The sequence below is a fragment of the Serratia sp. TSA_130.1 genome, from assembly GCF_052691795.1.
In genome coordinates, this window is sequence record NZ_JBQZFS010000004.1 from 360,461 (window position 1) to 383,750 (window position 23,290).

A 23,290-nucleotide genomic window follows, 5' to 3' on the forward strand; every position below is an offset into this window, starting at 1 on the left:
CCAGCACTGGCGGCCGGGCCGCGTCGGGTGCGGTGCCGGGAGCATGGCAGGCCAGGCGTCAGTCGCCGCGCCTCAACGGGCTGCGGCCTTGTCGTAAACAGGCTAAATAGGCGTCGTCATCCGGATACCAGCCAACAAGGCGTTGGCCGTCGTTATCCATCCCCTCGAAGGCCTTGAGCAGGCCGGGGGCGAACATGCGCTTTATCAGATCTTCGGACTGCGCGCTGTCGATGCGGCAGTCGCAGCGCGTCTCTCCGTCAACCTGAACGAAGTTCTGCAACGAAGCGAGACATCGCGCGTCGAGATCGCCATGAACATGGATAAACTCCCCCGTTTCTACCAGGGTGAGCGCGGTCAGGTCTCCCCCCACCACGAACGCGCCGTCGTTTCCTGAGCTGCAATAGGCATGGCGTATGCGGACATCGTCACGCACGACCAGCCCGCCCCAGCAAATCAGCGTATCCGCCTGCAGCCGCCCCAGCACGACAATGCCGCCGTCCTCTCGCTGCGGTGACACCGCCAGGCATCCCTCCACGATCACATCGCCGTCCACGATCAGGTAATCGTAATCGTGGCCGTCGTGCTCGTCGGGGAAAAACGCCGGCTGGCGCAGATCGCCTGAATGCCAGCGAATAACCGGTGGCTCATCATCGTCATCATGCCGGTTCAACAATTCCGCAACCGCATCGGCGACACCGCCAGCCAATGCGGCCAGGCGCGCCGACACCTCATCACCGTTGAGTAAGGGAAGGTGGTTGATTTTCATAGGGCCTCAGGGACAAATGTCATTGTGCCAAAGCATATAACATGCGCTTCCAAAGCCAAACAGGCGGTCGTGACCGGGCCCGATGCGGCTTGCCCTCTCACCGGGTGATCTGGCACCGCGCCAGCCCAGGCTGAGAGGCCGAAAGACGCGGTTTGCAGGTGGGCTTCAGCGACTTCGGGCGCTGCTGCACGGCATTTACGCCCGCAAACTTTGGTGAAGCGCTCACCCCATTCATTGCCGAATTTCATTGTTGAATCCGTCGCCGCCGCTGAAAAAGCGGTTCAGGCATGCCATAAAAAAAACCCCGGCAAGCCGGGGTTTTTCATTTCATTCAGCCGATTACTTCAGGTACTGACCGGTGCGCAGCGCTTCGATGCGCTTGTCGAGCGGCGGGTGCGACATGAACAGCTCGCTGAACGACTTGGATTTGCCGTTGATGCAGAACGCCATCATGCTGCCCGCTTCCTGCGGTTCATAGCTGGTTTTCAGACGCTGCAAGGCGGCGATCATCTTCTCGCGGCCCACCAGTTTGGCGGAACCGGCGTCGGCATAGAATTCGCGGTGACGCGAGAACCACATGGTGATGATGCTCGCCAGGATGCCGAACACCAGTTCCAGCACCATCGACACGGCGAAGTAAATCATCGGGTTGCCGTTGCCTTCCCCTTCACCGTCGCGGTTGCCCAGGAAGCCGGCGGCAACCTGTGCGATCAGGCGCGAAATGAAGATGACGAAGGTGTTCACGATCCCCTGGATCAGGGTCATGGTCACCATATCGCCGTTGGCGACGTGGCTGATTTCGTGCGCGATAACCGCTTCCGCTTCGTCGCGGCTCATGCTCTGCAGCAGGCCGGTGCTGACGGCGACCAGCGAAGCGTCGCGCCGTGCGCCGGTGGCGAAGGCGTTGATGTCCGGCGCGTGGTAGATAGCGACCTGCGGCATGGCGATGCCCGCCTGCTGCGATTGACGGCGCACCGTTTCCAGCAGCCAGTTTTCGGTTTCGTTACGCGGCTGTTCAATCACTTCCCCGCCCACGGAGCGCAGCGCCATCCATTTGGACATCAGCAACGACACGAAAGCGCCGCCGAAGCCGAACAGACCGGCCATGATCATCAGGCCCTGAACGCTACTGGATTGGATTCCTGTCAGGCTGAGCACCAGCCCGAAAACCAACATCACCGCCAGGTTGGTGAGCAGGAACAGAGCTATACGCATCATAAAATGTTTACTTCCTCATAAATGTTAACAAAACACTGTCCAGATACCCTGGATCGTATGGGCATTCGTCACAGTTTCAAGAGTTGCGCGCCATTAACCTACTAAAAATACGAAACTTTACAAAAACGACGCGCGACCGGGATTTGGCAAATTGTAAACGATTGTTGCGCAAGGCGGAGGGATTTTGCAGAAAAATTTCTTTGCCCGCACGCCATGACAACGAGAACCGTTATCCTCACGCTTTATAGGCCAATATCCGCTCAGCGCGTTTCATCATGCCCCGCCTGATTCAGCGGCGACGAAAGTTTGAATCTCGCGATTAATTGTTACATTATAACATCACAATTAATCGTAAAGGGATGTCAATCATGTTATCGCGTATCGTCTGGATGCTGGCGACGTGGCTGCTTTTCTGCCAGGTCGCGCACGCTGAAATTCACCTCACCGACGTTGAAGGACGCCAGGTTACCCTGGCCGCCCCCGCACAGCGCGCCTATATCGGCTTTTACTACGAAGATTTTCTGGCGGTGAACGGCCCGGAGAGTTATCAACAGGTCGTCGCCTTCTCCAAAAGCGACTGGGCGTTGCGCGCCAGCCAATGGACGCGCTATCAGGCGGCGCTGCCACGGCTCGCTCAACTGGTCGATGTCGGTTCGCTCTATAACCAGAGCTTCGATTTTGAACGCCTGCTGACCACGCGGCCAGACCTGCTGATCCTGGCGAAGTGGCAGCTCGACGGCTTCGCCAACTACCTGCCGGTGCTGCAACAGCTCAACATTCCTTACATCGTCGTCGACTTCAATCAGGGCGTTGAAGTCAAGCTCGCCAGCATCCGGTTAATGGGCCAGGCGATGGGCCACGCCGAGCGAGCGGAACGGCTGGCCGACGAATATCGCCAAAGTCTCGAGGATACCCGGCGGCGCATCCGCCAGGCGCAGCTGCCGCCGCCGGTCACCTACATTGAGCTGGGGGACAAGGGCCCCGGCGAGTACGGCAGCAGCTATGGCGCATCGATCTGGGGGCCGCTGCTGCAGCTGGCCGGCGCCGACAATATCGCCGCCGGAGTCGTCGGCAGCCCTTCCCCCTTGCGCGCCGACTATGTCCTGACCCAACGGCCCGAGGTGATTTTTCTCGCCGGTGGCGACTGGGAAAACATGCCGAACGCCGTGCCGATGGGCTACGGCACGCAGGCAGCCCCCCTACAGACGCGCCTGACGCAATACGCCCGGCGGGCGGGATGGCCGCAACTGCCGGCGGTAAAAAATCAGCGTCTTTATGCGCTTTACCATGGCGGCGCGCGCACGATTTACGATTTTATCTTTGTCCAGTATCTGGCGAAAGCGCTCTATCCCGCCGCGTTTGCCGATGTTGATCCCGCGCGCAATCTGGCGCAGTTCTACCATCAATATTTGCCGATAGAGGCGGACGGCGTCTTCTTGCAACGCTGGCAAGGAGAATAACCGTGGCCCACACAGGACGTGCGTTTTTGCGACGGCGCAGGCTGCGCCGCGGGCTATTGACGCTGGCGCTGCTCGGCGCGCTGCTGGCGGCGACCGCCATCGATCTCACCGTCGGCGCCGCGCAACTTGGCCTCACGGATATCGTGCGGATGCTTTGGCCCGGCTCTGCCCCCGGCAACGCACTGCATCAGGCGGTTTTCTGGTCGATTCGCTTGCCGATGACGCTCACCGCCTTGGTGGTCGGCGCCAGCCTGGCGCTGGCGGGCCTGCTGATGCAGACCGTGCTGGCCAATCCCCTCGCCAGCCCCTATACGCTGGGGATCTCTGCCGCGGCGGGGTTCGGCGCGGCGCTGGCGATCCTCACCGGCTTCAGCCTGGGCGGCGCGTTGGCGCTGGGCACGCCGCTGCTGGCTTCGCTGATGGCGCTGTTGGCTTGCGTGCCTGTCTATCTGCTGGGACAACGCCGCGGCATGACGCCGCAAATATTAGTGTTGAGCGGCATCGTGGTGCTGTTTTTCTTTCAGTCGCTGCAATCGCTGCTGCTGTTTCTGGCCTCGCCGGAAGCCATGCAGCAAATTGTCTTTTGGCTGTTCGGCAGCCTGCTCAAAGCCAATATGCACGGCGTGGCGATCACCGGCGTCGTGTTGCTGTGCGCGCTGTTCGTCAGTCTGCGGCTCGCCTGGCGGCTGACGGCGCTGTCCGCCGGCGAAGAGCAGGCCCAGGGGCTGGGCATCAATGTCAGCGCCTTGCGCAAGCTGGCCTTTCTGCTGGCGACCTTGCTGACGGCCGCCTCGGTCTCGTTTGTCGGCACCATCGGGTTCGTCGGGCTGATCGCCCCGCATTTCGCCCGCTTTCTGGTGGGTGAGGATCAGCGCTACCTGATCTGCATTTCCGCCCTCTGCGGCAGCCTGCTGCTGCTGTGCGCCTCGATCGTCGCCAAGCTGGTGATGCCGAACGGCGTGGTGCCCATCGGCATCGTTATCGCCCTGATCGGCGTGCCGGTGCTGTTTTACTTCGTCACTCGACAGGTTAAACGCCCATGACTCAACTGACCCTCACCCGCGTCGGCGTCTCGCTGCATCGCCGCTCGCTATTGGCAGACGTTTCATTGAGCTGGCCGGAGGCGCAGCTCGGCGGCATCATCGGCCCCAACGGCGCCGGCAAATCGACGCTGCTGAAAGCGATTAACCGCATGGTGCCGTGCAGCGGCGAGATCGCTTACCGCGAGCGCCCTCTCGATCCGAAAACCAGCCGTATCGCCTATGTGCCGCAGCTTAATCGCTGCGATTCGGCATTGACCGCTTTTGACATGGTGCTGCTGGGCAAGGTACGCCAGTTGAGCTGGCGCGTCAGCGCCGCCCAGGCCGATGCGGTCGAGCAGGCGCTTACGGAATGCGGCATTTCCGCGCTCGCCGATCGCCCCTTCAACCGTCTCAGCGGCGGCCAGCGACAGTTGGTGATGCTGGCTCAGGCCTTCGTCTCTCAGCCGCAGATCATTTTGCTCGACGAACCCACCAGCGCGCTGGATATCCACCACCAGCTGCGCGTGCTCAATCAGATCGCCGACTACGGCCGGCGCCACCGCTGCATCACGCTGCTGGTGATCCACGATCTGGGATTGGCGCTGCGCTATTGCCACTCACTCACGCTGCTCGCGCACGGACGCGTCGTTTGCCACGGCGATACCCATCAGATGATGGGACATCCGATGGTGTCTCGCGTATTTGGCGTCGGCATCGAAAACGGCGTCAGCCCGCAGGGCTACCCCTATCTGCTGCCGACACAGCTGTTACACGCACACGGAGAATCCCCATGTACACTCTGACCAAGGCGGACATGCTGGCGCAACTCGCCGGCTTGCAACAGGAAATTCACCAGCTTCACCGTTCCGCCCGGCAAGATCGGCGCCATTTTTCCCTGCTGGAACGTCGTTTCAGCCGCCTGCAGGCCTTTAACGACGAACCGCAGCTGCAGGCCTATCGTCAAAAGCTGGAAAACGACCGTTTGATAACGGCGCAGATCACCCAACTGCGGGCGACGGCCAACGCCGCGTTGTGCGACTACGAGAAGCATCGCGTCTCGGCGCTGTGCCGGGAACCGGCGCAAACCAACGCCTACCTGAACAGTTTCGACCGCGCGCTGCAGCTGGAGATCGCGGCCGCCGACATTAAACCCGGCGAACGGGTGCTGCTGGTGGGCAGCGGCGCATTGCCCACCACGGCGCTGGCGCTGGTCGCCAGGCTCTCCGCCACCGTCATTTGCTACGATTGCGACCCGGCGGCCCAGCGTTTTGCCCGCCGGCTCACGCGCCACCTGGGGCTGGTGCAGCAGATGCCCTGCATCGACAAGCTGAACGGCCTGACGCGCAACGATATCGATCACATCATCATCGCCTCCCTGGTGGCGGACAAGCAGGGTTTGCTGAAGGCGCTGCGGCCTTTGCTGCCCCAGTGCGGCAAATTGCTGGTGCGCTATGGCAATGGCCTCAAGTCGATCTTCAACTGCCCTTACCACCACCAGGCCGCCGGCTCGCCCTGGCGCGTCAGCGGTAAACCGCTCACCACCCCGCTGTACGATCTCTTGATTTTGGAGCCTCACCGCCATGAATAATGCCTTTCCCACCCTGATCCTCGGCGCCGGCCCGGCGGCGATCCAACTGGCTGCGGACATCAAGGCCGCGGGCAATGCGCGCATCGGCCTGTACAACCGCCCCAGCGAAAAAGGGCGCCGCCTGAAGCAACATCTGGCGCACACGCCCAGCCTGTGGCTGACGGGCGCCGGTAAGGCGCAGCGCACCCAAGACGATGCGCAGGTGACAATTGACCGCTATTGCGATGATCTGGCGCTCGTCGGCGGCGACTGGCGCAGACTGATCCTTGCCGTCCCCGCCGATCAATACCATGACGTGCTGCGACAGGTACCATGGGCGGCGTTGCCCCAACTGCGCTCACTGATCCTGCTCTCTCCCTCCATCGGCTCCGGCTTGATGGCGCAAAGCCTGCTGCAGGAGGCCGGGCAATCCCACGTCGAGGTCATCAGCCTGTCGAGCTACTACGCCGACACCAAATACCAGAACGCCGAACAGCCTTACCGCGCCTACACCAAGGCGTTCAAGCAGCGGATTTATCTGGCCGGCGCAGGCGCAAGGTCAGACTGCGCCGAACTCGACTGGCTTTGCTCGCTGCTGGCGCGTCACGGCATTGACGCCCAACGCTGCAGCAGCCTGCTCGCCGCCGAGCGCTTCAGCATCACCAATTATGTTCATCCTCCGCTGGCGCTGGCCGAAACCACGCTGCAGGCGATATTCCAGCCGCAGGCGCCGATCCAGTACCTGTATAAAACCCACCCCGAGGGCCCCATCTGTCCCGAGGCGATCGCCGACATGCTGGCGCTCTCGCAGGATTACCAGCAGCTGCTCAACCGGCTCGGCATCGAGGCCATTAACCTGCTGCGCTTTTTGAATGACGACAACTACCCGGTTCCGCCCCGTATGGTGAGCCGCCGCTGGATTGACCAATTCCCGCAGCTCACGCCGACGGAGCAATGCTATGCGCTGTTTACGCGTTATACCGCGCTGCTGGTCGACCCCTATTCCGAGCCGGACGCGCAGGGCCGCTACTATGATTTTTCCGCCGTCAGGGTCGCCCGCGTCTTCCAGGATGCCCAGGGGCGCTGGCGCCTGCCGCGCGTGCCGCAAGAGGACGTGCGCAAACTGCGCGTCCTGGTCTTGCTGGCGCAGCGGCTTGACGTCGAGATGCCCGCCGCCCAGCGTCTGTTGGCCCGCTTTCAGCAGGCGCTGCAGCACTTCGTCACCCGGATCGGCGCCGAGCATTGCCATCGCTCGTTGCTGGACGATACCTGCGACGAGCAGGCGGACATCATTTACCGACAATGGCGGAGGCAAGCATGAATCAGGGTGCGCTACTGGCCATTTTTGCCTCGTTGATTTTCAGCGTCATGAACGCGCTGGTTAAAACTATCTCCGATGCTATTCCCACCGGTGAAATCGTGTTCTTTCGCAGCAGCATCGGCTGTGTGCTGGTTCTGCTGCTGATGTACCGCCACCGCATCGCCTTCAGCCGCGTAGACCGGCCGCTGCTGGTGTTGCGCGGCACCATGGGCGGGCTGTATCTCATTTGTTATTTTTACAGCATCGCCCATCTGACGCTGGCCGACGCCAGCATGCTGGCCTACCTGTCGCCGTTTTTCTCCATTTTGCTCTCCTTGCTGGTGCTGCGTGAACGGGTCAGCGCCTGCACCGCGTTTTGGCTGGCGATGGTCATCATCGGCGCCGTGCTGCTGGTGCGGCCGTGGCACTTCTCGGCCTATACCCTGGCGTCGCTGGTCGGCGTGATGAGCGCGGTGTTCGCCTCGATCGCCTATCTGTCGGTCAACAAACTCAGCAAGCGCCACCACAACTACGAGATCGTGTTCTACTTCCTGTTCATCGCAACGCTGATCTCGCTGCCGCTGATGTGGAACGCGTTCGTTTGGCCCAACGCCTATCAGTTCGCCATTCTGCTCGCCATCGCCCTGGTGTCGCTGTTGGGGCAGGTCGTCTTAACCCAGGCCTTCTCTTCCGATAACCTGATCGTGGTCTCGGTGGTGCGCTATATCGGCATCGTGTTCAACATCGCCTGGGGTTGGCTGTTCTGGCATGAGATCCCGCTGCTGCTGTCGCTGTTCGGCTGTCTGCTGGTGGTGGTTTCCTGCATTCAGCTCGGGCTGCGTCACCGTAAGAAACCGGCTTAAGCCGGGCTTGCCGCAACCAAAAAAAAACGCACCCGAGGGTGCGTTTTTCACAGGCAAAGCCGTGGCCTTATTTGGCCGGCGTCGGCTGCTGGGCGGGCTGATCCTTTTCCAGATGAGCCAGGTCCAGCGCGATATGCACGGTTTCATCCAGATACGGATCCGGCTCCTGGTAATCCTTCGGCAGATCGTCGAGCGATTTCAGCGGCTTCTTGCCCGCACGTTCCAGACGCTCGTTGATGCGTTTCAGACGGGTCGCGTCGTCATCGTGATTCTCTTTCTCGCGCACCGCCAGATTGAGGGACACGATGTTGCGTTTATCCTTCAGCGCCTTGTAATGCGCGATATCCTGCGCGATGTACTGGAACTCCGGATTTTGCGCGATGCGCTGCTGGTGATCTTTCAGCAGCTCCGGCTCGAACGGCGCCATATCGCCGGTCTTGCTGTAGGTCGCCGCATTGATGCTGTCCCACGGCATGGCGTTGTCTTCAAACGCTTCGCCGGTTTCCGCCGGATCGACGCCGGTCGGCATCAGAATGTCCGGCGTCACGCCCTTGCGCTGGGTGCTGCCGCCATTGACGCGGTAGAACTTCTGTATGGTGTACTGCACGGAACCGAGCGCCGGCCACTCAGGGCGCAGCATCTGATCGTAGATACGGTTCAGCGAACGGTACTGCTGCACGGTACCTTTACCGAAGGTCGGCTCGCCGACAATCAGCGCGCGGCCGTAATCCTGCATCGCCGCCGCGAAAATTTCGGAGGCGGAGGCGCTGAAGCGATCGACCAGCACCACCAGCGGGCCTTTATAGTAAGTCACGCCGTCGGTGTCGGCGTCTTCGCGCACTTTACCGTTGTTGTCGCGCACCTGCACCACCGGGCCGCTAGGAATGAACAGGCCGGACAGCGACACCGCTTCGGTCAGCGCGCCGCCGCCGTTGGTGCGCAGATCGATGATCACGCTCTTGACGTTCTGCTTGGCCATCTTCTGCAGCTGCACTTTCACGTCATCGGTCAGACCGACATAGAAGCCGGGGATGTCGAACACCGCCACCTTCTCTTTGCCGACGGTCTTGATGGTCATTTTCACCGCGCGGTCTTCCAGACGGATGCGCTCGCGGGTCAAGGTGACCACGCGGGTTTTGGTGCCCTTGCCGGCCGGCAGGATCTCAAGGCGCACCTTGCTGCCCTTCGGCCCTTTGATCAACGACACCACGTCGTCCAGGCGCCAGCCGATCACGTCCACCATCGGTTTGCCGGCCTGGCCGACGCCGACGATGCGATCGCCCACGGTGATCGCTTTGCTCTTCGCCGCCGGACCGCCCGGCACCATCGAGTTGATCAGGGTGTAGTCGTCATCCATCTGCAGCACCGCGCCGATGCCTTCCAGCGACAGGCTCATCTCGGTGTTGAACTGCTCGGTGTTGCGCGGAGACAGATAGTTGGTGTGCGGGTCGATTTCATGCGCAAAGGCATTCATCGCCAGCTGGAAGACGTCTTCGCTGTTGCTTTGCGTCAGGCGCTTGATGGCGAACTGATAGCGCTTGGTCAGCGTGTCGCGGATTTCTTTGTCGGTCTTGCCGGTCAGCTTGAGGTTCAGCTCGTCATACGTGACTTTCGCATCCCACAGGCTATCCAGCTCGGCCTTGTCTTTCGGCCACGGCGCTTTGCTGCGGTCGAGATCGATAGTGCCGTTGCCGGTGAAGTTCATCGGCTTGTCCAGCAACGACAACGCATAGGTGTAACGCTCAAAGCGGCGTTTCTGCGCCAGATTGAACAGCGCGTAGAAGGTGTCCAGCTTGCCGGTTTTCAGCTCTTCGCCAACCTGATTGCGTTTGCCGGCGAACTGCGCCACGTCGGAGGCCAGCAACACGTTATGATTGTAGTCCAGCATGTTCAGGTAGCGATCGAAGATCTTGCCTGAAAATTCCGCATCGAGGGCGAACTGGCGGTAATGAGAGCGAGTGAAGCGCGAGGTGACGCGCTCACTCACCGTAGCGTGCTGGGGTTCCTGTTGCAGTTGGGGCAGTTGGCCGATGCGGATGTTGGCTGTTTCCGCGCCGTAACTGACACCCGCCCACAGCAGCCCTGCAATCGCTGTTAATCTGACGAATTTGTTCATGCCTGGGTTGGCCTCCGTATCAGAACTGCAAGTGTTCTGCGCGCACAATCATCGCCAGACCGGAAGAGAGCTGCACACGTACGCCATCTTTAGCGATTTCGAGTACGGTAGCATCCATCGCGCTCTTGCCTGCTCTGACTTTGATTTCCTGGCCAATTTGCAGTTTAGAGATATCCGTGACTGGCGCATAACGCGGCTGGCTTTCCTCTTTGGCTGCACGAGGTTGGCGAGCGGGCTGTGGGCGAGTTTGTGGGCGCGGCTTGCGGTTTTCCGGCGCGGCTCCGCCTTCGCGACGCGCAGCGGGCTTTTTACCGGCTGGACGCGGACGGCGCGGAGCGGCATCGGCGGATTCGCCGGCGGCTTCACGTTTTTTGGCGTTTTGTTCGGCACGCTGTGCCTGAACGCGCGCTTTGGCTTCTTCAAGCTGCTGGCGAGCATGATCGACATGCTGCTGCTCCAGTTCACCGCACGGATTGCCGTCCAGATCGACGCGCTGCGCGCCCACCTTGACGCCGTACAGGTAACGCCAGCTTGAGGTGTATAGGCGCAGGGCAGAACGCAATTGCGTTTTGCTGAGATTCTCTTCCCCCTGCACGCGCTCTACCAAATCCTGAAAAATACCGATTTTCAGCGGACGAGCTTCGCCTTCGGCGCTAAAGCAGAGCGGAAAACGCTCGGCAAGAAAAGCAATGACTTCTTTACTAGAGTTCAACTTAGGTTGATTTTCCATGAAATTTCCTGATTACAACGGTATTGCCAACAAGCCACAGGCATGAACAGGCGTCATTATAATGACGCCATCGGTAATTGCCACGTTAACCGTCGATCAACTTGCCGCCACAGTCACATATTTCGCACTGTCACACTGTTCCAGTTGCTCACAAAGCCCCGCCACCACTGCTTTCAGGCCCACTTCGTCCTGTTCGTCGAAGCGTTGATAAACCGTGCTATCGATATCCAAAACGCCGATCGCTCGGCCGCCAACCACCAGCGGCAGCACGATTTCCGCGTTACTGGCCGCATCGCAGGCGATATGGCCCGGAAACGCATGCACGTCGCCGACGCGCTGCACGCGATTTTCCGCCACCGCCGTGCCGCACACGCCCTTGCCCACCGGAATGCGCACGCAGGCGATCTTGCCCTGGAACGGCCCCAGCACCAGTTGGTCGCCATCCATCAGATAGAAACCGACCCAGTTCACGTCATCCAGACGCTCGTTGAGCAACGCGCTGGCGTTGGACAGCGCCGCGATAAAGTTGGTTTCCCCGCCGAGCAACGCGCTCAGGTCACGTTTTAATTCCGCGTAGAATTGTTCTTTTGTCATGTGTTAACCATTGAAACAGTGAAGATGGCCAGAAGCCCAAAGCTTAGGCCCTATAAAATAAGCATTAAATGCGTATAGCCACAAGGTTAATCATCTGTTGCTTCACAAAACCCCGTCGCTCGGGGTATGTTTGCCGCTCAGAATCCCGGTTTACCTCGTTTTACCGTCCGGCGCCCGATCGCCGGTGACGCGGCCGGTTTATTTTTCAGCTACGCTGACAGTTCCGGCGGGCTCAAGGGCAGCTACTTGTCAAAAATGAAAATACACGCGATCACCGCCCCCCTTTCCAAAGCGCGCCACCAACGCTGCTGCGAGTGCGACCTGCTGTTTGTGCTGCCGCCGCTCAGCGGCAATCAGGCCGCTTATTGTCCGCGCTGTAACGCCAAGGTGGTGAGCGGCCGCGACTGGTCGATGACGCGCCTGACCGCCATGGCGATCGCCATGCTGCTGCTGATGCCGTTCGCCTTCACCGAACCGCTGATCAGCATTCGTCTGCTCGGCACGCGCATCGACGCCAGTTTGCTGGAGGGCATCTGGCAGATGAGCCGCCAGGGCGATCCGCTCACCGCCAGCATGGTGGCGTTTTGCACCATCGGCGCCCCGCTGACGCTGGTGCTGTCGCTGCTGTACCTGCGTTTCGGCCATGCGCTCGGCATGAACCTGCGCCCGGTGCTGCTGATGCTGGAGCGGCTCAAAGAGTGGGTGATGCTGGACATTTATCTGATCGGCATGGCGGTGGCGGCGATCAAAGTGCAGGATTACGCCGACATCCAGCCCGGCAGCGCGCTGATCGCTTACCTTTCGCTCACGGTGCTAAGCATCCTGACGCTGATACACGTCAATCTGGAGCAGCTGTGGGAGCGCTACTATCCGCAGGAACAGCCGGAAGGCCCGCCGACGGCGCTGCACATTTGTCTGTCCTGCCACTATACCGGCTATCCCGACGCGCGCGGCCGCTGCCCGCGTTGCCATGTGCCGATGTGCCATCGCCAGCCCTACAGCCTGCAGAAAACCTGGGCGGCGCTGATCGCGGCGATGATCCTGCTGATACCGGCCAACCTGCTGCCGATCTCCATCATTTACGCCAACGGCACGCGGCTGGAAGACACCATTTTCTCCGGCGTGGTCTCATTGGCCACCTCCGGCAACGTGCCGATCGCCGCCATCGTGTTCATCGCCAGCGTGCTGGTGCCCTTCACCAAGGTGATCGTGCTGATCGTGCTGTTGCTGAGCATCCACTTCAAAACCTCGCACAGCCTGAAGACGCGCATTCGTCTGCTGCGCCTGGTCACCTGGATCGGCCGTTGGTCGATGCTCGATCTGTTCGTTATCGCCTTGATGATGTCGCTGGTAAACCGCGACCAGCTGTTATCTTTTACTATGGGACCGGCCGCGTTTTACTTTGGCTCGGCGGTCATTTTGACTATTCTTGCCGTTGAATGGCTCGATAGCCGATTGATTTGGGATGCACATGCAACAGGAAACGCCGACTACACCGACTGAAGCGCGGGTCAAGAACAAACGCCGCATTTCACCGTTCTGGTTACTGCCGTTCATCGCCCTGCTGATCGCCGGGTGGCTGGTCTATAACAATTTCCAGGAGCGCGGCACCACCGTCACCATCGATTTCCAATCGGCGGCGGGCATCGTCGCCGGCCGCACGCCGGTGCGCTACCAGGGCGTTGAGGTCGGCACGGTGCAAAAAATCAGCCTGAGCAAAGATCTGCGCAGCATCGTGGTGGAAGCCAGCATCAAAAGCGATCTGGAAGACTCGCTGCGCGAAGGCACTCAGTTCTGGCTGGTGACGCCCAAGGCCTCGCTGGCCGGGGTATCCGGGCTCGATGCGCTGGTCGGCGGCAATTATATCGGCATGATGCCCGGCAGCGGCAAGGAGCAAACCCACTTCACCGCGCTCGATACCCAGCCGAAGTACCGCCTGAACACCGGCGAGCTGATGATTCACCTGCATGCCGACGACCTGGGTTCGCTCAACAGCGGCTCGCTGGTCTATTACCGTAAAATCCCGGTCGGCAAGGTGTATGACTACACCATCAGCGAAGGCAACAAGGGCGTAACCATCGACGTGCTGATCGACCGCCGCTTCGCCAACCTGGTGAAGAGCAACAGCCGCTTCTGGAATGTCTCCGGCTTCAAGGGCGATTTCAGCCTGTCCGGCGCCACGGTGCAGATGGAGAGCCTGGCGGCGCTGGTCAACGGCGCCATCGCCTTCGACTCGCCGGCCGATGGCCAGCAGGCCAAGGGCGATCAGAACTATACCCTTTACCCGGACCTGGCCCACAGCCAGCGCGGCGTCAATATTCTGCTGGATCTGCCGAGCGGCAACAATTTGAGTGAAAACCGCACGCCGCTGATGTACCAGGGGCTGCAGGTCGGCACCCTGACCAAGCTGACGTTGCAACAGGACAGCAAAGTCATCGGTGAACTGACCATCGATCCTTCGGTGGTCGATCTGATGCGCAGCGGCACCCGCATCGTGATGCGCAGCCCGCGCATCAGCCTCAACGACGCCAAGCTCAGCCAACTGCTGACCGGCACCACGCTGGAACTGGTGCCGGGTGAAGGCGAACCGCAGCAGCGCTTCAACGTGCTGGACAGCAGCGAGACGCTGTTGCAACAGCCGGGCGTGTTGACCGTCACGCTGACGGCGCCGCAAAGCTACGGCATCGACGTCGGGCAACCGCTGGTGGTGCACGGCGTGAAAGTCGGCCAAATCCTGAGCCGCACCTTGACCGCCGGCGGCGTGGTGTTCACCGCCGCCGTTGATGCGCAATATCGCGGCCTGCTGCACAAAGACAGCAAATTCGTGGTCAACAGCCGCCTCGACGTCAAGCTGGGAATAGACGGCATGGAAGTGCTCGGCGCCAGCGCGCAGGAGTGGGTAGACGGCGGCGTGCGCATTATCCCCGGCAGCAAAGGGGAGCCTGGCGGCCAATACCCGCTGTACGCCAACAGCGAAAAAGCCGAGGAAGGCATCGTCGGCAACGCCCCTTCCACCACCCTAACCCTCAGCGCCACCAGCCTGCCGGACGTGCAGGCCGGCTCAGTGGTGCTGTATCGTAAATTCCAGGTGGGCGAGATCGTCAACGTTCGGCCGAAGGCCAACGAGTTTGAGGTGGACGTCTACATCAGCCCGGAATACCGTAAGTTGCTGACCCGTGAAAGCATCTTCTGGGCCGAAGGCGGCGCCAAGGTGCAGCTCAACGGCAGCGGCCTGACGGTGCAGGCTTCACCGCTCAACCGCGCGCTGAAAGGCGCCATCAGCTTCGACAATCTGCAGGGCGTGACGCTGAACAAAGGCGCCAACCGCGTACTGTACGCCAGCGAAACCGCCGCCCGCGCGGTGGGCAGCCAAATCACGCTGAAAACCTATGACGCCAGCAAGCTGTCGGCGGGCATGCCGCTGCGTTACCTCGGCATCGACGTCGGCCAGGTGGAGTCGCTGCAGCTGGCGCCGGAGCGCAACGAAGTGTTGGCCAAAGCGGTGCTGTATCCGGAATACGTGCAGACCTTCGCGCGCCTCGGCAGCCGCTTCTCGATCGTGTCGCCGGAGATCTCCGCCGCCGGCGTCAGCAACCTCGATACCCTGCTCCAGCCTTATATCAACGTGGAGCCGGGCCGCGGGCGCGAGCTGCGCACCTTCGAACTGCAGCAGGCCAGCATCACAGATTCGCGCTATCTGGACGGCCTGAGCGTCGTGCTCGACGCGGCCGAAACCGGCTCGCTGCAGATCGGCACGCCGGTGCTGTTCCGCGGCGTAGAGGTCGGCACTATCACCGGTTTCTACCTCGGCGCCATGTCCGATCGGGTGCACGTCGCGCTGCGCATCAGCAAGAAGTACCAGCATCTGGTGCGCAACAACAGCGTGTTCTGGCTGGCGTCGGGTTACAACCTGCAGTTCGGCCTGACCGGCGGCGTGATCAAGAGTGGCACCTTCCAGCAGTTCATCCGCGGCGGCATCGCCTTCGCCACGCCGCCAACCATTCCGCTGGCGCCGAAAGCGACGCCGAACAAACACTTCCTGCTGAATCCGGAAGAGCCGAAGGACTGGAAAACCTGGGGCACCGCCATTCCGCGCGATTAACTTTCGCGTTTTCCTCAGGGCCCGGCAATGCCGGGCCCTGTTTTTTTCCGCTTTGTGATAAACTCTCGCCCTTGTCTTTATTGCACCCTGAGAGTTCGCCCCGTGGCCAAATCCACCGCCGTTTTTCTGCCCCCCGCTTTCCTCGACGCCACCCGCGCCATCATGCCCGCCGAGCTGGCGATGGACGATTTTATCGCCGCTTGCCAGCGCCCGCTGCGCCGCAGCCTGCGCGTCAACACGCTGAAAATCAGCGTCACCGACTTCCTGGCGCTGGTGCGGGACTACGACTGGCGATTGGAACCCATTCCCTGGTGCGCGGAAGGTTTCTGGATCGAGCGCGACGATGAAGAGCTGCGATTGGGCAGCGCCGCCGAACATTTGAGCGGCCTGTTCTACATTCAGGAGGCCAGCTCGATGCTGCCGGTCAGCGCGTTGTTCGCCGGCGGCGCAGCGCCCCATCGGGTGCTGGACGTGGCGGCCGCGCCGGGCTCCAAAACCACCCAGATCGCCGCGTTGATGGATAATCAGGGCGGCATCGTCGCCAACGAATACTCCGCCAGCCGGGTGAAAGTGCTGCACGCCAATATCAGCCGGTGCGGCGTGAAGAATACGGCGCTGACCCACTTCGATGGCCGGGTGTTCGGCGCCGCGCTGCCGGAGAGTTTTGACGCCATTCTGCTCGACGCCCCCTGCTCCGGCGAAGGCGTGGTGCGCAAAGATCCGGACGCCATGAGCAACTGGTCGCCGGAAAGCGTCGCCGAGATCGCCGCCACCCAGCGCGAGCTGATCGACAGCGCGTTTCATGCGCTGGCGCCGGGCGGCGTGATGGTTTATTCCACCTGCACCCTCAATGCGCAGGAAAATCAGCAGGTGGTGCGCTGGCTGCTGGACACCTATGGCGACGCGGTCAGCGTCGAGCCGCTGGGTGAGCTGTTCCCCGGCGCCGACAAGGCGTTGACCGCCGAGGGCTTCCTGCACGTCTTCCCGCAGATTTACGACAGCGAAGGTTTTTTCGTCGCCCGCCTGCGTAAAAAACACGCCGTGGCGCCGTTGGCGAAGCCGACCTATAAAGTCGGTAAATTCCCGTTCAGCCCGCTGTCCGGCAAAGAGGCGGCGCTGATCGCCCAAGCCGCCGCCGCATCCGGCTTAACCTGGGGCGATGACAGCCGGCTGTGGGAGCGCGACAAGGAAATCTGGCTCTTCCCGGCCGAGCTGGAGCCGCTGTTCGGCAAAGTGCGCTTCTCGCGTATCGGCCTCAAGCTGGCGGAGCGCTTCCCGAAAGGTTTCCGTTGGCAGCACGAAGCGGCGATCGCCCTCGCGGGCGCCGACGGCAAACAGCATTTCGAGCTGGACGCCGCGCTGGCCCAGGAGTGGTATCACGGCCGCGATCTCTACCCTGAGCAGCCGCCGGCGGGCGACGAGTGCATCGTCACCTATCAGGGGCAACCGCTGGGCATCGCCAAACGCATCGGCAGCCGCATCAAGAACAACCTGCCGCGCGAGCTGGTGCGCGACGGCGCGCTGGATTTTCACCTGTAATCACCCTGGCGCCGGGGAGCCGCTTTCCCCGGCGATAAATAAAGATAACAATATTCCCATCGCCATTCGTTATTATTCTAATCATTTCACCATCACGTTATTTCACCCACGCACGCTTGCCCTGTGCCAATTAAAAAGTTTTGACCTTTGATAAAGACAATTTCACGTTCTTATCCTATTAATTTAAATGTAAGTAAATAAATGCGTGCAACTCAGCTCTGGGTGGCGTTTTTGCGGACTTTCTCTGACATGGCAAGGAATCATGATGAAAAAAACTCTGCTGGTTTTGCTCTCGTTAACACCTCTGCTGTGCATCAGTGGCGCAGCCAACGCAGCGGGCACCATTCAGGGCACGGTGGGCGTGACAATGACCATCGGCGCCGGGTGCGTGGTCACCGGCGGCAACAGTTCCGGCACCACCAACGACTTTGGTTCCATCAGTTTCGGCACCTACTCGTCGCTGGCTAACGTCATCACCGCCAGCGCCACCGGCAGCGGCGGCACCGGCACCTTGGGGCTGAACTGCACCACCGGCACCAACTACACCGTGGCGCTGGACAACGGCCTCAACGCCTCCGGCAGCCAGCGGCGCATGGCCAGCAGCGTGCCCGCTTACATCAGCTATAACCTCTACCAGGACAGCGCCCACGCCGTGCCGTGGAACAGCACCACCGGTGTGCTGACCGGCACCGGCACCGGCTCGGCGGTCCCGTTGATCGTCTATGGTCTGGTGCCCGCCGCGGGCACCACCCCGGCGGCAGGCGCGTACAGCGATACCGTCACCATGACCGTCACCTGGTAAGCATGACGCGCCTGGCCGTCACCTGCATGCTGCTGTCGTTGGCAGGCGCTTGCCGCGCCGACGTCAGCACTGCGACGGTCGGCGTCAGCGCCACCTTGGTCAAATCCTGTGTCGCAGGCACCACCAGCGGCGGCAACACCACGTTCGGCACCTTTAACTTCGGCACGGTTTACTTCCTCAATACGGCAATAAAAGTGACCGGCCAGGCGAACGCCGGTGCACTGCAGATCAACTGCAACAACGGCACCAGTTACACGGCGCTGCTCAGCGGCGGACAGAGCGGCAATACCGCTTCGCGCTATCTGCAAAGCGCGGCGGGCGCCCGCGTGAACTACAACCTGTATACCAGCGCCAGCTACGCCACCGTCTGGGATAACGTCACCGGCGTGACGCAGACCGCCACCGGTCAAAGCGTCTGGCTACCGGTGTACGGCATGATTCCGGTGCAGGCGACGCCGGCGACGGGCACTTATACGGACACGGTACAGGTGACGATAAATTGGTGATTAACGGAACGCTGCGCACCCTGCTGCTGACGGCGCTGTTTGGCGCTCCGGCGGCACATGCCGATACCGTCAGCCAGGGCTTCACGGTCAATGCTTCGATCATCAAAGGCTGCGTGCTCGGCAGCGGCGTCACCAACGTTACCTCGTTCGGCAGCATGAGCTTCGGCCAGGTGGCGTCTTTAAGCAGCCCGATAAAAATTGTCTCGAGCGCCGGCGCCGGCTCAATCCTTATCCGCTGCAACCCCGGGCTCAGCGTCACCCTGGGATTGAACGTCGGCAATAACGTGACCGGCTCCATCGCCGGCGGACGCAAGCTGTTGAACTCGGTCACCTCGGAAACGCTGATTTACCAGCTCTACCAGGATGCCAACTACGCCGTTTTGTGGGGAGACGGCGGCAACGGCGGCGCCGCCCAAACCGTCTCCTCCACCGGCAGTACGCAGGAAATAAAAATCTACGCCAGTTTAATGGCGAGCAGCACCTTGCCCACCAGCGGCACCTACAACGATACGGTCTTAGTGACGGTGAGTTATTGAGCTTTTAAAAGGATCACATTATGCGTACTACTCTGCTTCGCCTGCCTCTGCTGGCAGGATTGTTGTTAGCCGGCCAGCCGCAGGCCTTCGCCGCCGCCTCCATTCTGATTTGGCCCATCGATCCGGTTATTGAAGACAACCAGCAGGCGACGGCCCTGTGGCTGGAAAACCGCGACAGCAAGCCGGTTTACATGCAAATTCGCGTGCTGGGCTGGCAACAAACCGGCGGTAAGGACGATTACCGCAACCAGAGCGAGGTGCTCGCCAGCCCGCCGGTCGCCACCATTCTCCCCGGCAAACGCCAACTGATTCGCCTGATCAAGCAGACGCCGGCCGCCGCCGGACAAGAGCGGGCTTACCGCATCCTGGTCGATGAAGTGCCGATCAAAGATAAAGATGGCGCAGCGCCCGACAAAGGCGCGCAGATGGGGCTGAAATTCCAGATGCGTTATTCGGTGCCGCTGTTCGTCAGCGGCAAAGGCGTCTGGACCAAGCAAGACTTCGAACACCCGCGCGACTACGCCACCGCCAACCAGCCGAAGCTCAGCTACCGGCTGCTGCAACAAAACAGCCAGCGCTGGCTCGACGTGCGCAATGACGGCATCGTGCATGCTCGCCTGTCGCAGGTCAGCATTCAGGGCAAGCCGCTCAACAACGGGCTGCTGGGCTATGTGCTGCCGGGTTCGCAAATGCGTTTCGCCCTGCCGCCGTCGGGCAGTTTTGCCGCCGGCAAGCTGCAGGCGATGGTCAACGACAATAAACAGCCCGTAACCCTCCCGTCTTACTGAGCCCGAGGCGCAGGTGATGCGGATGTCGCCATCGCCCTCACGCGGCATGCAGCTCAAGCCGCTGGCCCTGGCCGTACTCTGTATGGCGGTAGAACTGTGCCCGCCGCCTGCCGCCGCCGACGATTTGCCACCGCCGCCCCGCGCCGTCAGCATGCCGGATACCACGCTGTATCTGGAGCCGGTGGTGAACGGCCGCCCGACCGGCAAAGTCGTGCCGGTCGCCTACCGCGGCGGCCATTACTATTTAACGCCTCAGCAGCTGATCGATGCCGGCCTGCCGGTGACGGACAAACAGGTGAAAGAGATCGCCGTCGATCAACTGGATAAGGTCGACGTCACCTACAGCGGCGAAACGCAGCAGTTGCTGATCTCGGTGCCCAACGATTGGCTCCCCAGGCAAACCCTCGGTGACGCCAACCCGGAGCAGCGGCTGCCGGCGCAAAGCAGCCTGGGCTTCTTGCTGAATTACGACGCCTACGTCAGCCAAAGCGGCGGGCGCGGCAATCCGGGCTATTTTTCCGCCTGGAGCGAACAGCGCCTGTTCGACGGCTTCGGCGTTATCGCCAACACCGGCATTTTCCGCAGCAGCTTCAACGGCGAGACCGCCGCGCAGCAGAACAATCGCTATATCCGCTACGACAGCAGTTGGCGCTACAGCGACGACGACACCATGCTCAGCTACACCGCCGGCGATCTCACGACCGGCTCGCTGCCCTGGACCAGTTCGGTGCGCGTCGGCGGTCTGCAGGTAGCGCGTAATTTCGCCACGCGGCCGGATCTCATTACCTACCCGCTGCCGCAGTTCTCCGGCCAGGCCGCCGTGCCGAGCAGCGTCGATCTGTACATCAACAGCTATAAAAACACCTCCGCCAACGTGAATCCCGGCCCGTTCACCCTGAATACCGTGCCCTACATCAACGGCGCCGGTCAGGCGACGGTGGTGACGACCGATGCGCTCGGCCGCCAGATCAGCACGACGGTGCCGTTCTATGTCGCCAGTTCGCTGCTGCAGGCCGGGTTGAGCGATTTCAGCCTGTCGGCAGGCGCGCTGCGCCAAAACTACGGTTACCGATCCGCGGACTACGGCCAGTGGGTGGCCAGCGGCAGCGGGCGTTACGGCGTCACGGACTGGCTCACGATCGAAGGGCGGGCGGAAGGTGCGGCGGAGTTGGCGGTCACCGGCGCCGGCGCCGGCATGCGCATCGGGCAGTTAGGGGTGCTCAACGCCTCCTACAGCTACAGCCAGGCGGGCCGCGACGCTTTCAACGCCCCTCCGGTCACGCCGCGGTATTACGATCCGGTCACCGGCCAACCGGTGCAGCAACCGGATGCCGGTCCGGTCTATCAGTACGCCGGCCGCCACGGCGATCAAACCAGCCTGAGCTACACCTACAGCAATCAGTATTTCAGCCTCAACGCTCAACGGGTGCTGCGCAGCGCGGACTTTGGCGATCTTTCCACCTATAAGAGCAGCTATCGGCTGAGCCGCCGCACCGATCAGCTGACCGGCAGCATCGGCCTGAGCCGCTTCGGCAGCCTGGGCGCCGGTTATTTCGACGTGCGCGACGCCATCGGCCAGCGCACTCGCCTGGTCAACCTGTCGTACAGCCTGACGCTGTGGCGCAACATCAGCCTGTACGCCTCGGCAAACCGCGAGATTGGCGGTGACGGTTACAGCTCTCAGCTGCAGATCAGCATTCCGTTCGATACCTGGGGCACCGCCAACGTCAGCACCGCCCGCGACGCCGGCAACCGCTGGAGCGAACGCGTGGCTTACAGCCGCGCCGCGCCGACCGACGGCGGTTTCGGTTGGAATCTGGCCTATGCCGGCGGCCAGGGCAGCAACAGCGATTATCGTCAGGCGGATGTGACCTGGCGCACCTCGCTGTTGGAAACCCGCGCCGGGCTGTATGGCAACCGTAACGACTACACCCGCTGGGGCGAAGTCAGCGGTTCTCTGGTGGCGATGAACGGCGGCGTTTATGCCACCAACACCATCAACGATGCCTTCGCGCTGGTATCGACCGACGGCTACGCCGGCATTCCGGTCAGCTACGAGAACCAGCGCATCGGCGTCACCAACGACAAAGGTTATCTGCTGGTGCCCACCGTCACCTCGTATTACCACGCCAAGTTCCAAATCGACCCGCTCAATTTACCGGCGGACGTTAACCTGCCGGCGGTCGAAAAAACCGTCGCCATCCGCGATCACAGCGGCTACCTGGTCGAATTCCCCGTCCAGCGCCTGTCCGCCGCCGACGTGGAGCTGGTCGATGCGCAAGGCAAACCGCTGGCCAACGGCAGCCAGGTGGCGGTGCTCGGCGGCAATCAACAAAGCTACGTCGGGTGGGATGGCATGACCTATATCGATCCGGTGCAGCAATACAACCGATTAAGCGTAATCCCGGCCGACGGCGGCCCGCCGTGCCAGGTCAGTTTCAGCCTGGCCAACCCGCAGGGGCTGCAACGCGTCGGCCCTCTCGTCTGCCAGTAACACACGGAGAAGAAGAATGATGTCTCGGCAAGTGAAAATCTTTTTGGCGGCGCTGCTGTTGATGTGTGGACAACGCGCGCTGGCGGACTGCGCCACCACCAACGGCACGGTTACCCTGCCCAGCAGCAACTCCTTCGCCGTCTACAACGGCCAGATAAGCGCCCAAGGCACTGCGGGGCTGAACTGCACCGGGCTCGGGCTCAATTTGCTGACGCAAAACACCGTCACGGTCAAGATCGCTTCCACCACCAACAACATGGCTCTGCTGAATGGCAACGGCTCAGGCGATAAAATTTCTTATTTGATCTACCCGGATTCGAACTACCAGTATCCGTATAGCGTCGGCCAGACCATCGATTACAGCTCGCTGAATCTGCTGTCGCTGATCCTGATCTCTTCCAACGTCAACTTTCCGGTGTATATCAAAACCGTCGTCGGCGCGAACGTCAGCGCCGGCACCTATACCGATACCATCAACCTGGTGTGGAACTACCATATCTGCGGCCTGGGCCTGATAGGGCTTTGCATCTGGTGGGACGGCACCAATCAACCCAGCACCGTGACCGTCACCGCGGTCATCACCAAGAGTTGCCTGATCAACACCGCCAACAACGTCAACTTCGGCAGCATGGCCTTAGTGGGGCAATTCAATCCGATCAACCAAAGCATCACGCTGACCTGCACCAAATCCCAGTCTTACAGCTCCTATTTCACCAACGGCAACAATCCGATCACCGGCTGGCGGCGAATGATCAGCGGCACCAGCAACTTCCTGCAGTATCAGATCTATTTGCCCAATACCAGCACCGTGTGGAGCAGCACCAACGCGCAAAGCGGCACCGGCACTGGCCTGGCGCAAAGCATCCCCTTTACCGCCGCCGTCAATC

20 protein-coding genes are annotated in these 23,290 nt (G+C 61.3%); 15 read left to right on the top strand and 5 right to left on the bottom strand.

The window, feature by feature from the left end:
• Positions 1 to 58: 58 nt before the first annotated feature.
• Positions 59 to 766: a hypothetical protein gene (locus ACUTQY_RS17355; protein WP_046686944.1), complete on the bottom strand. Its 708-nt coding sequence runs from the start codon at positions 764 to 766 to the stop codon at positions 59 to 61.
• A gap of 339 nt (positions 767 to 1,105) precedes the next feature.
• A complete protein-coding gene (gene htpX / locus ACUTQY_RS17360; RefSeq protein WP_033652481.1) occupies positions 1,106 to 1,984 on the bottom strand; it encodes a protease HtpX in 879 nt (292 codons plus the stop codon).
• A gap of 368 nt (positions 1,985 to 2,352) precedes the next feature.
• Between htpX and ACUTQY_RS17365 the strand changes: the two genes are divergently transcribed.
• From ACUTQY_RS17365 to ACUTQY_RS17390, 6 genes are read left to right on the top strand one after another with little or no spacing between them, the layout of a single operon-like run.
• Complete coding sequence (locus ACUTQY_RS17365; protein WP_046686943.1) at positions 2,353 to 3,444, top strand: ABC transporter substrate-binding protein; 1,092 nt, start codon at positions 2,353 to 2,355, stop codon at positions 3,442 to 3,444.
• A gap of 2 nt (positions 3,445 to 3,446) precedes the next feature.
• On the top strand, positions 3,447 to 4,487 hold the full coding sequence (locus ACUTQY_RS17370) for a FecCD family ABC transporter permease (protein WP_033652483.1): 1,041 nt from the start codon (positions 3,447 to 3,449) through the stop codon (positions 4,485 to 4,487).
• Positions 4,484 to 5,269: an ABC transporter ATP-binding protein gene (locus ACUTQY_RS17375; protein WP_004931489.1), complete on the top strand. Its 786-nt coding sequence runs from the start codon at positions 4,484 to 4,486 to the stop codon at positions 5,267 to 5,269. Before ACUTQY_RS17370 ends, ACUTQY_RS17375 begins: the two co-directional genes overlap by 4 nt.
• Positions 5,257 to 6,054, top strand: a complete 798-nt coding sequence (locus ACUTQY_RS17380; RefSeq protein ID WP_033642848.1) for a nicotianamine synthase family protein — start codon at positions 5,257 to 5,259, stop codon at positions 6,052 to 6,054. The genes ACUTQY_RS17375 and ACUTQY_RS17380 overlap by 13 nt, the downstream gene beginning before the upstream one ends.
• Positions 6,047 to 7,354 carry an opine metallophore biosynthesis dehydrogenase gene (locus ACUTQY_RS17385; RefSeq protein WP_046686941.1) on the top strand — a complete coding sequence of 436 codons (1,308 nt, stop codon included), beginning with the start codon at positions 6,047 to 6,049 and terminating at the stop codon, positions 7,352 to 7,354. Before ACUTQY_RS17380 ends, ACUTQY_RS17385 begins: the two co-directional genes overlap by 8 nt.
• On the top strand, positions 7,351 to 8,196 hold the full coding sequence (locus ACUTQY_RS17390; protein ID WP_033642846.1) for a DMT family transporter: 846 nt from the start codon (positions 7,351 to 7,353) through the stop codon (positions 8,194 to 8,196). Before ACUTQY_RS17385 ends, ACUTQY_RS17390 begins: the two co-directional genes overlap by 4 nt.
• A 67-nt stretch (positions 8,197 to 8,263) precedes the next feature.
• Here the strand turns inward: ACUTQY_RS17390 and prc are convergent, their stop codons facing one another.
• The 3 genes from prc to ACUTQY_RS17405 form a co-directional block, all read right to left on the bottom strand.
• The gene (prc, locus tag ACUTQY_RS17395; RefSeq protein WP_033642845.1) at positions 8,264 to 10,312 is read right to left on the bottom strand and encodes a carboxy terminal-processing peptidase; all 2,049 of its coding nucleotides are present in this window, start codon (positions 10,310 to 10,312) and stop codon (positions 8,264 to 8,266) included.
• A gap of 19 nt (positions 10,313 to 10,331) precedes the next feature.
• Positions 10,332 to 11,042: an RNA chaperone ProQ gene (proQ, locus tag ACUTQY_RS17400; RefSeq protein WP_004931497.1), complete on the bottom strand. Its 711-nt coding sequence runs from the start codon at positions 11,040 to 11,042 to the stop codon at positions 10,332 to 10,334.
• A gap of 96 nt (positions 11,043 to 11,138) precedes the next feature.
• The gene (locus ACUTQY_RS17405; RefSeq protein WP_046686940.1) at positions 11,139 to 11,636 is read right to left on the bottom strand and encodes a GAF domain-containing protein; all 498 of its coding nucleotides are present in this window, start codon (positions 11,634 to 11,636) and stop codon (positions 11,139 to 11,141) included.
• Positions 11,637 to 11,891: 255 nt separating this feature from the next.
• On the opposite strand from ACUTQY_RS17405, the gene yebS reads away from it, so the two are divergent.
• The 9 genes from yebS to ACUTQY_RS17450 form a co-directional block, all read left to right on the top strand.
• Complete coding sequence (gene yebS / locus ACUTQY_RS17410; RefSeq protein ID WP_033644263.1) at positions 11,892 to 13,139, top strand: membrane integrity lipid transport subunit YebS; 1,248 nt, start codon at positions 11,892 to 11,894, stop codon at positions 13,137 to 13,139.
• Complete coding sequence (locus ACUTQY_RS17415) at positions 13,108 to 15,738, top strand: PqiB family protein (RefSeq protein ID WP_033644262.1); 2,631 nt, start codon at positions 13,108 to 13,110, stop codon at positions 15,736 to 15,738. Before yebS ends, ACUTQY_RS17415 begins: the two co-directional genes overlap by 32 nt.
• Before the next feature lie 102 nt (positions 15,739 to 15,840).
• Positions 15,841 to 17,277, top strand: coding sequence for a 16S rRNA (cytosine(1407)-C(5))-methyltransferase RsmF (gene rsmF, locus ACUTQY_RS17420; RefSeq protein WP_046686939.1), 1,437 nt, complete (start codon positions 15,841 to 15,843; stop codon positions 17,275 to 17,277).
• Positions 17,278 to 17,542: 265 nt separating this feature from the next.
• Entirely contained in the window at positions 17,543 to 18,079 is a 537-nt protein-coding gene (locus tag ACUTQY_RS17425; protein ID WP_343926944.1) for a Csu type fimbrial protein, read from the top strand.
• 2 nt (positions 18,080 to 18,081) lie between these two features.
• On the top strand, positions 18,082 to 18,585 hold the full coding sequence (locus tag ACUTQY_RS17430; RefSeq protein WP_046686937.1) for a Csu type fimbrial protein: 504 nt from the start codon (positions 18,082 to 18,084) through the stop codon (positions 18,583 to 18,585).
• The gene (locus ACUTQY_RS17435) at positions 18,579 to 19,121 is read left to right on the top strand and encodes a Csu type fimbrial protein (protein WP_033642838.1); all 543 of its coding nucleotides are present in this window, start codon (positions 18,579 to 18,581) and stop codon (positions 19,119 to 19,121) included. The genes ACUTQY_RS17430 and ACUTQY_RS17435 overlap by 7 nt, the downstream gene beginning before the upstream one ends.
• Positions 19,122 to 19,141: 20 nt before the next feature.
• Positions 19,142 to 19,909, top strand: a complete 768-nt coding sequence (locus ACUTQY_RS17440) for a fimbrial biogenesis chaperone (protein ID WP_046686936.1) — start codon at positions 19,142 to 19,144, stop codon at positions 19,907 to 19,909.
• A gap of 22 nt (positions 19,910 to 19,931) precedes the next feature.
• Entirely contained in the window at positions 19,932 to 22,403 is a 2,472-nt protein-coding gene (locus ACUTQY_RS17445; RefSeq protein WP_376697683.1) for a fimbria/pilus outer membrane usher protein, read from the top strand.
• A gap of 16 nt (positions 22,404 to 22,419) precedes the next feature.
• Positions 22,420 to 23,290: Csu type fimbrial protein (locus tag ACUTQY_RS17450; RefSeq protein WP_445583345.1), on the top strand; the 871-nt coding region annotated here is incomplete at its 3' end.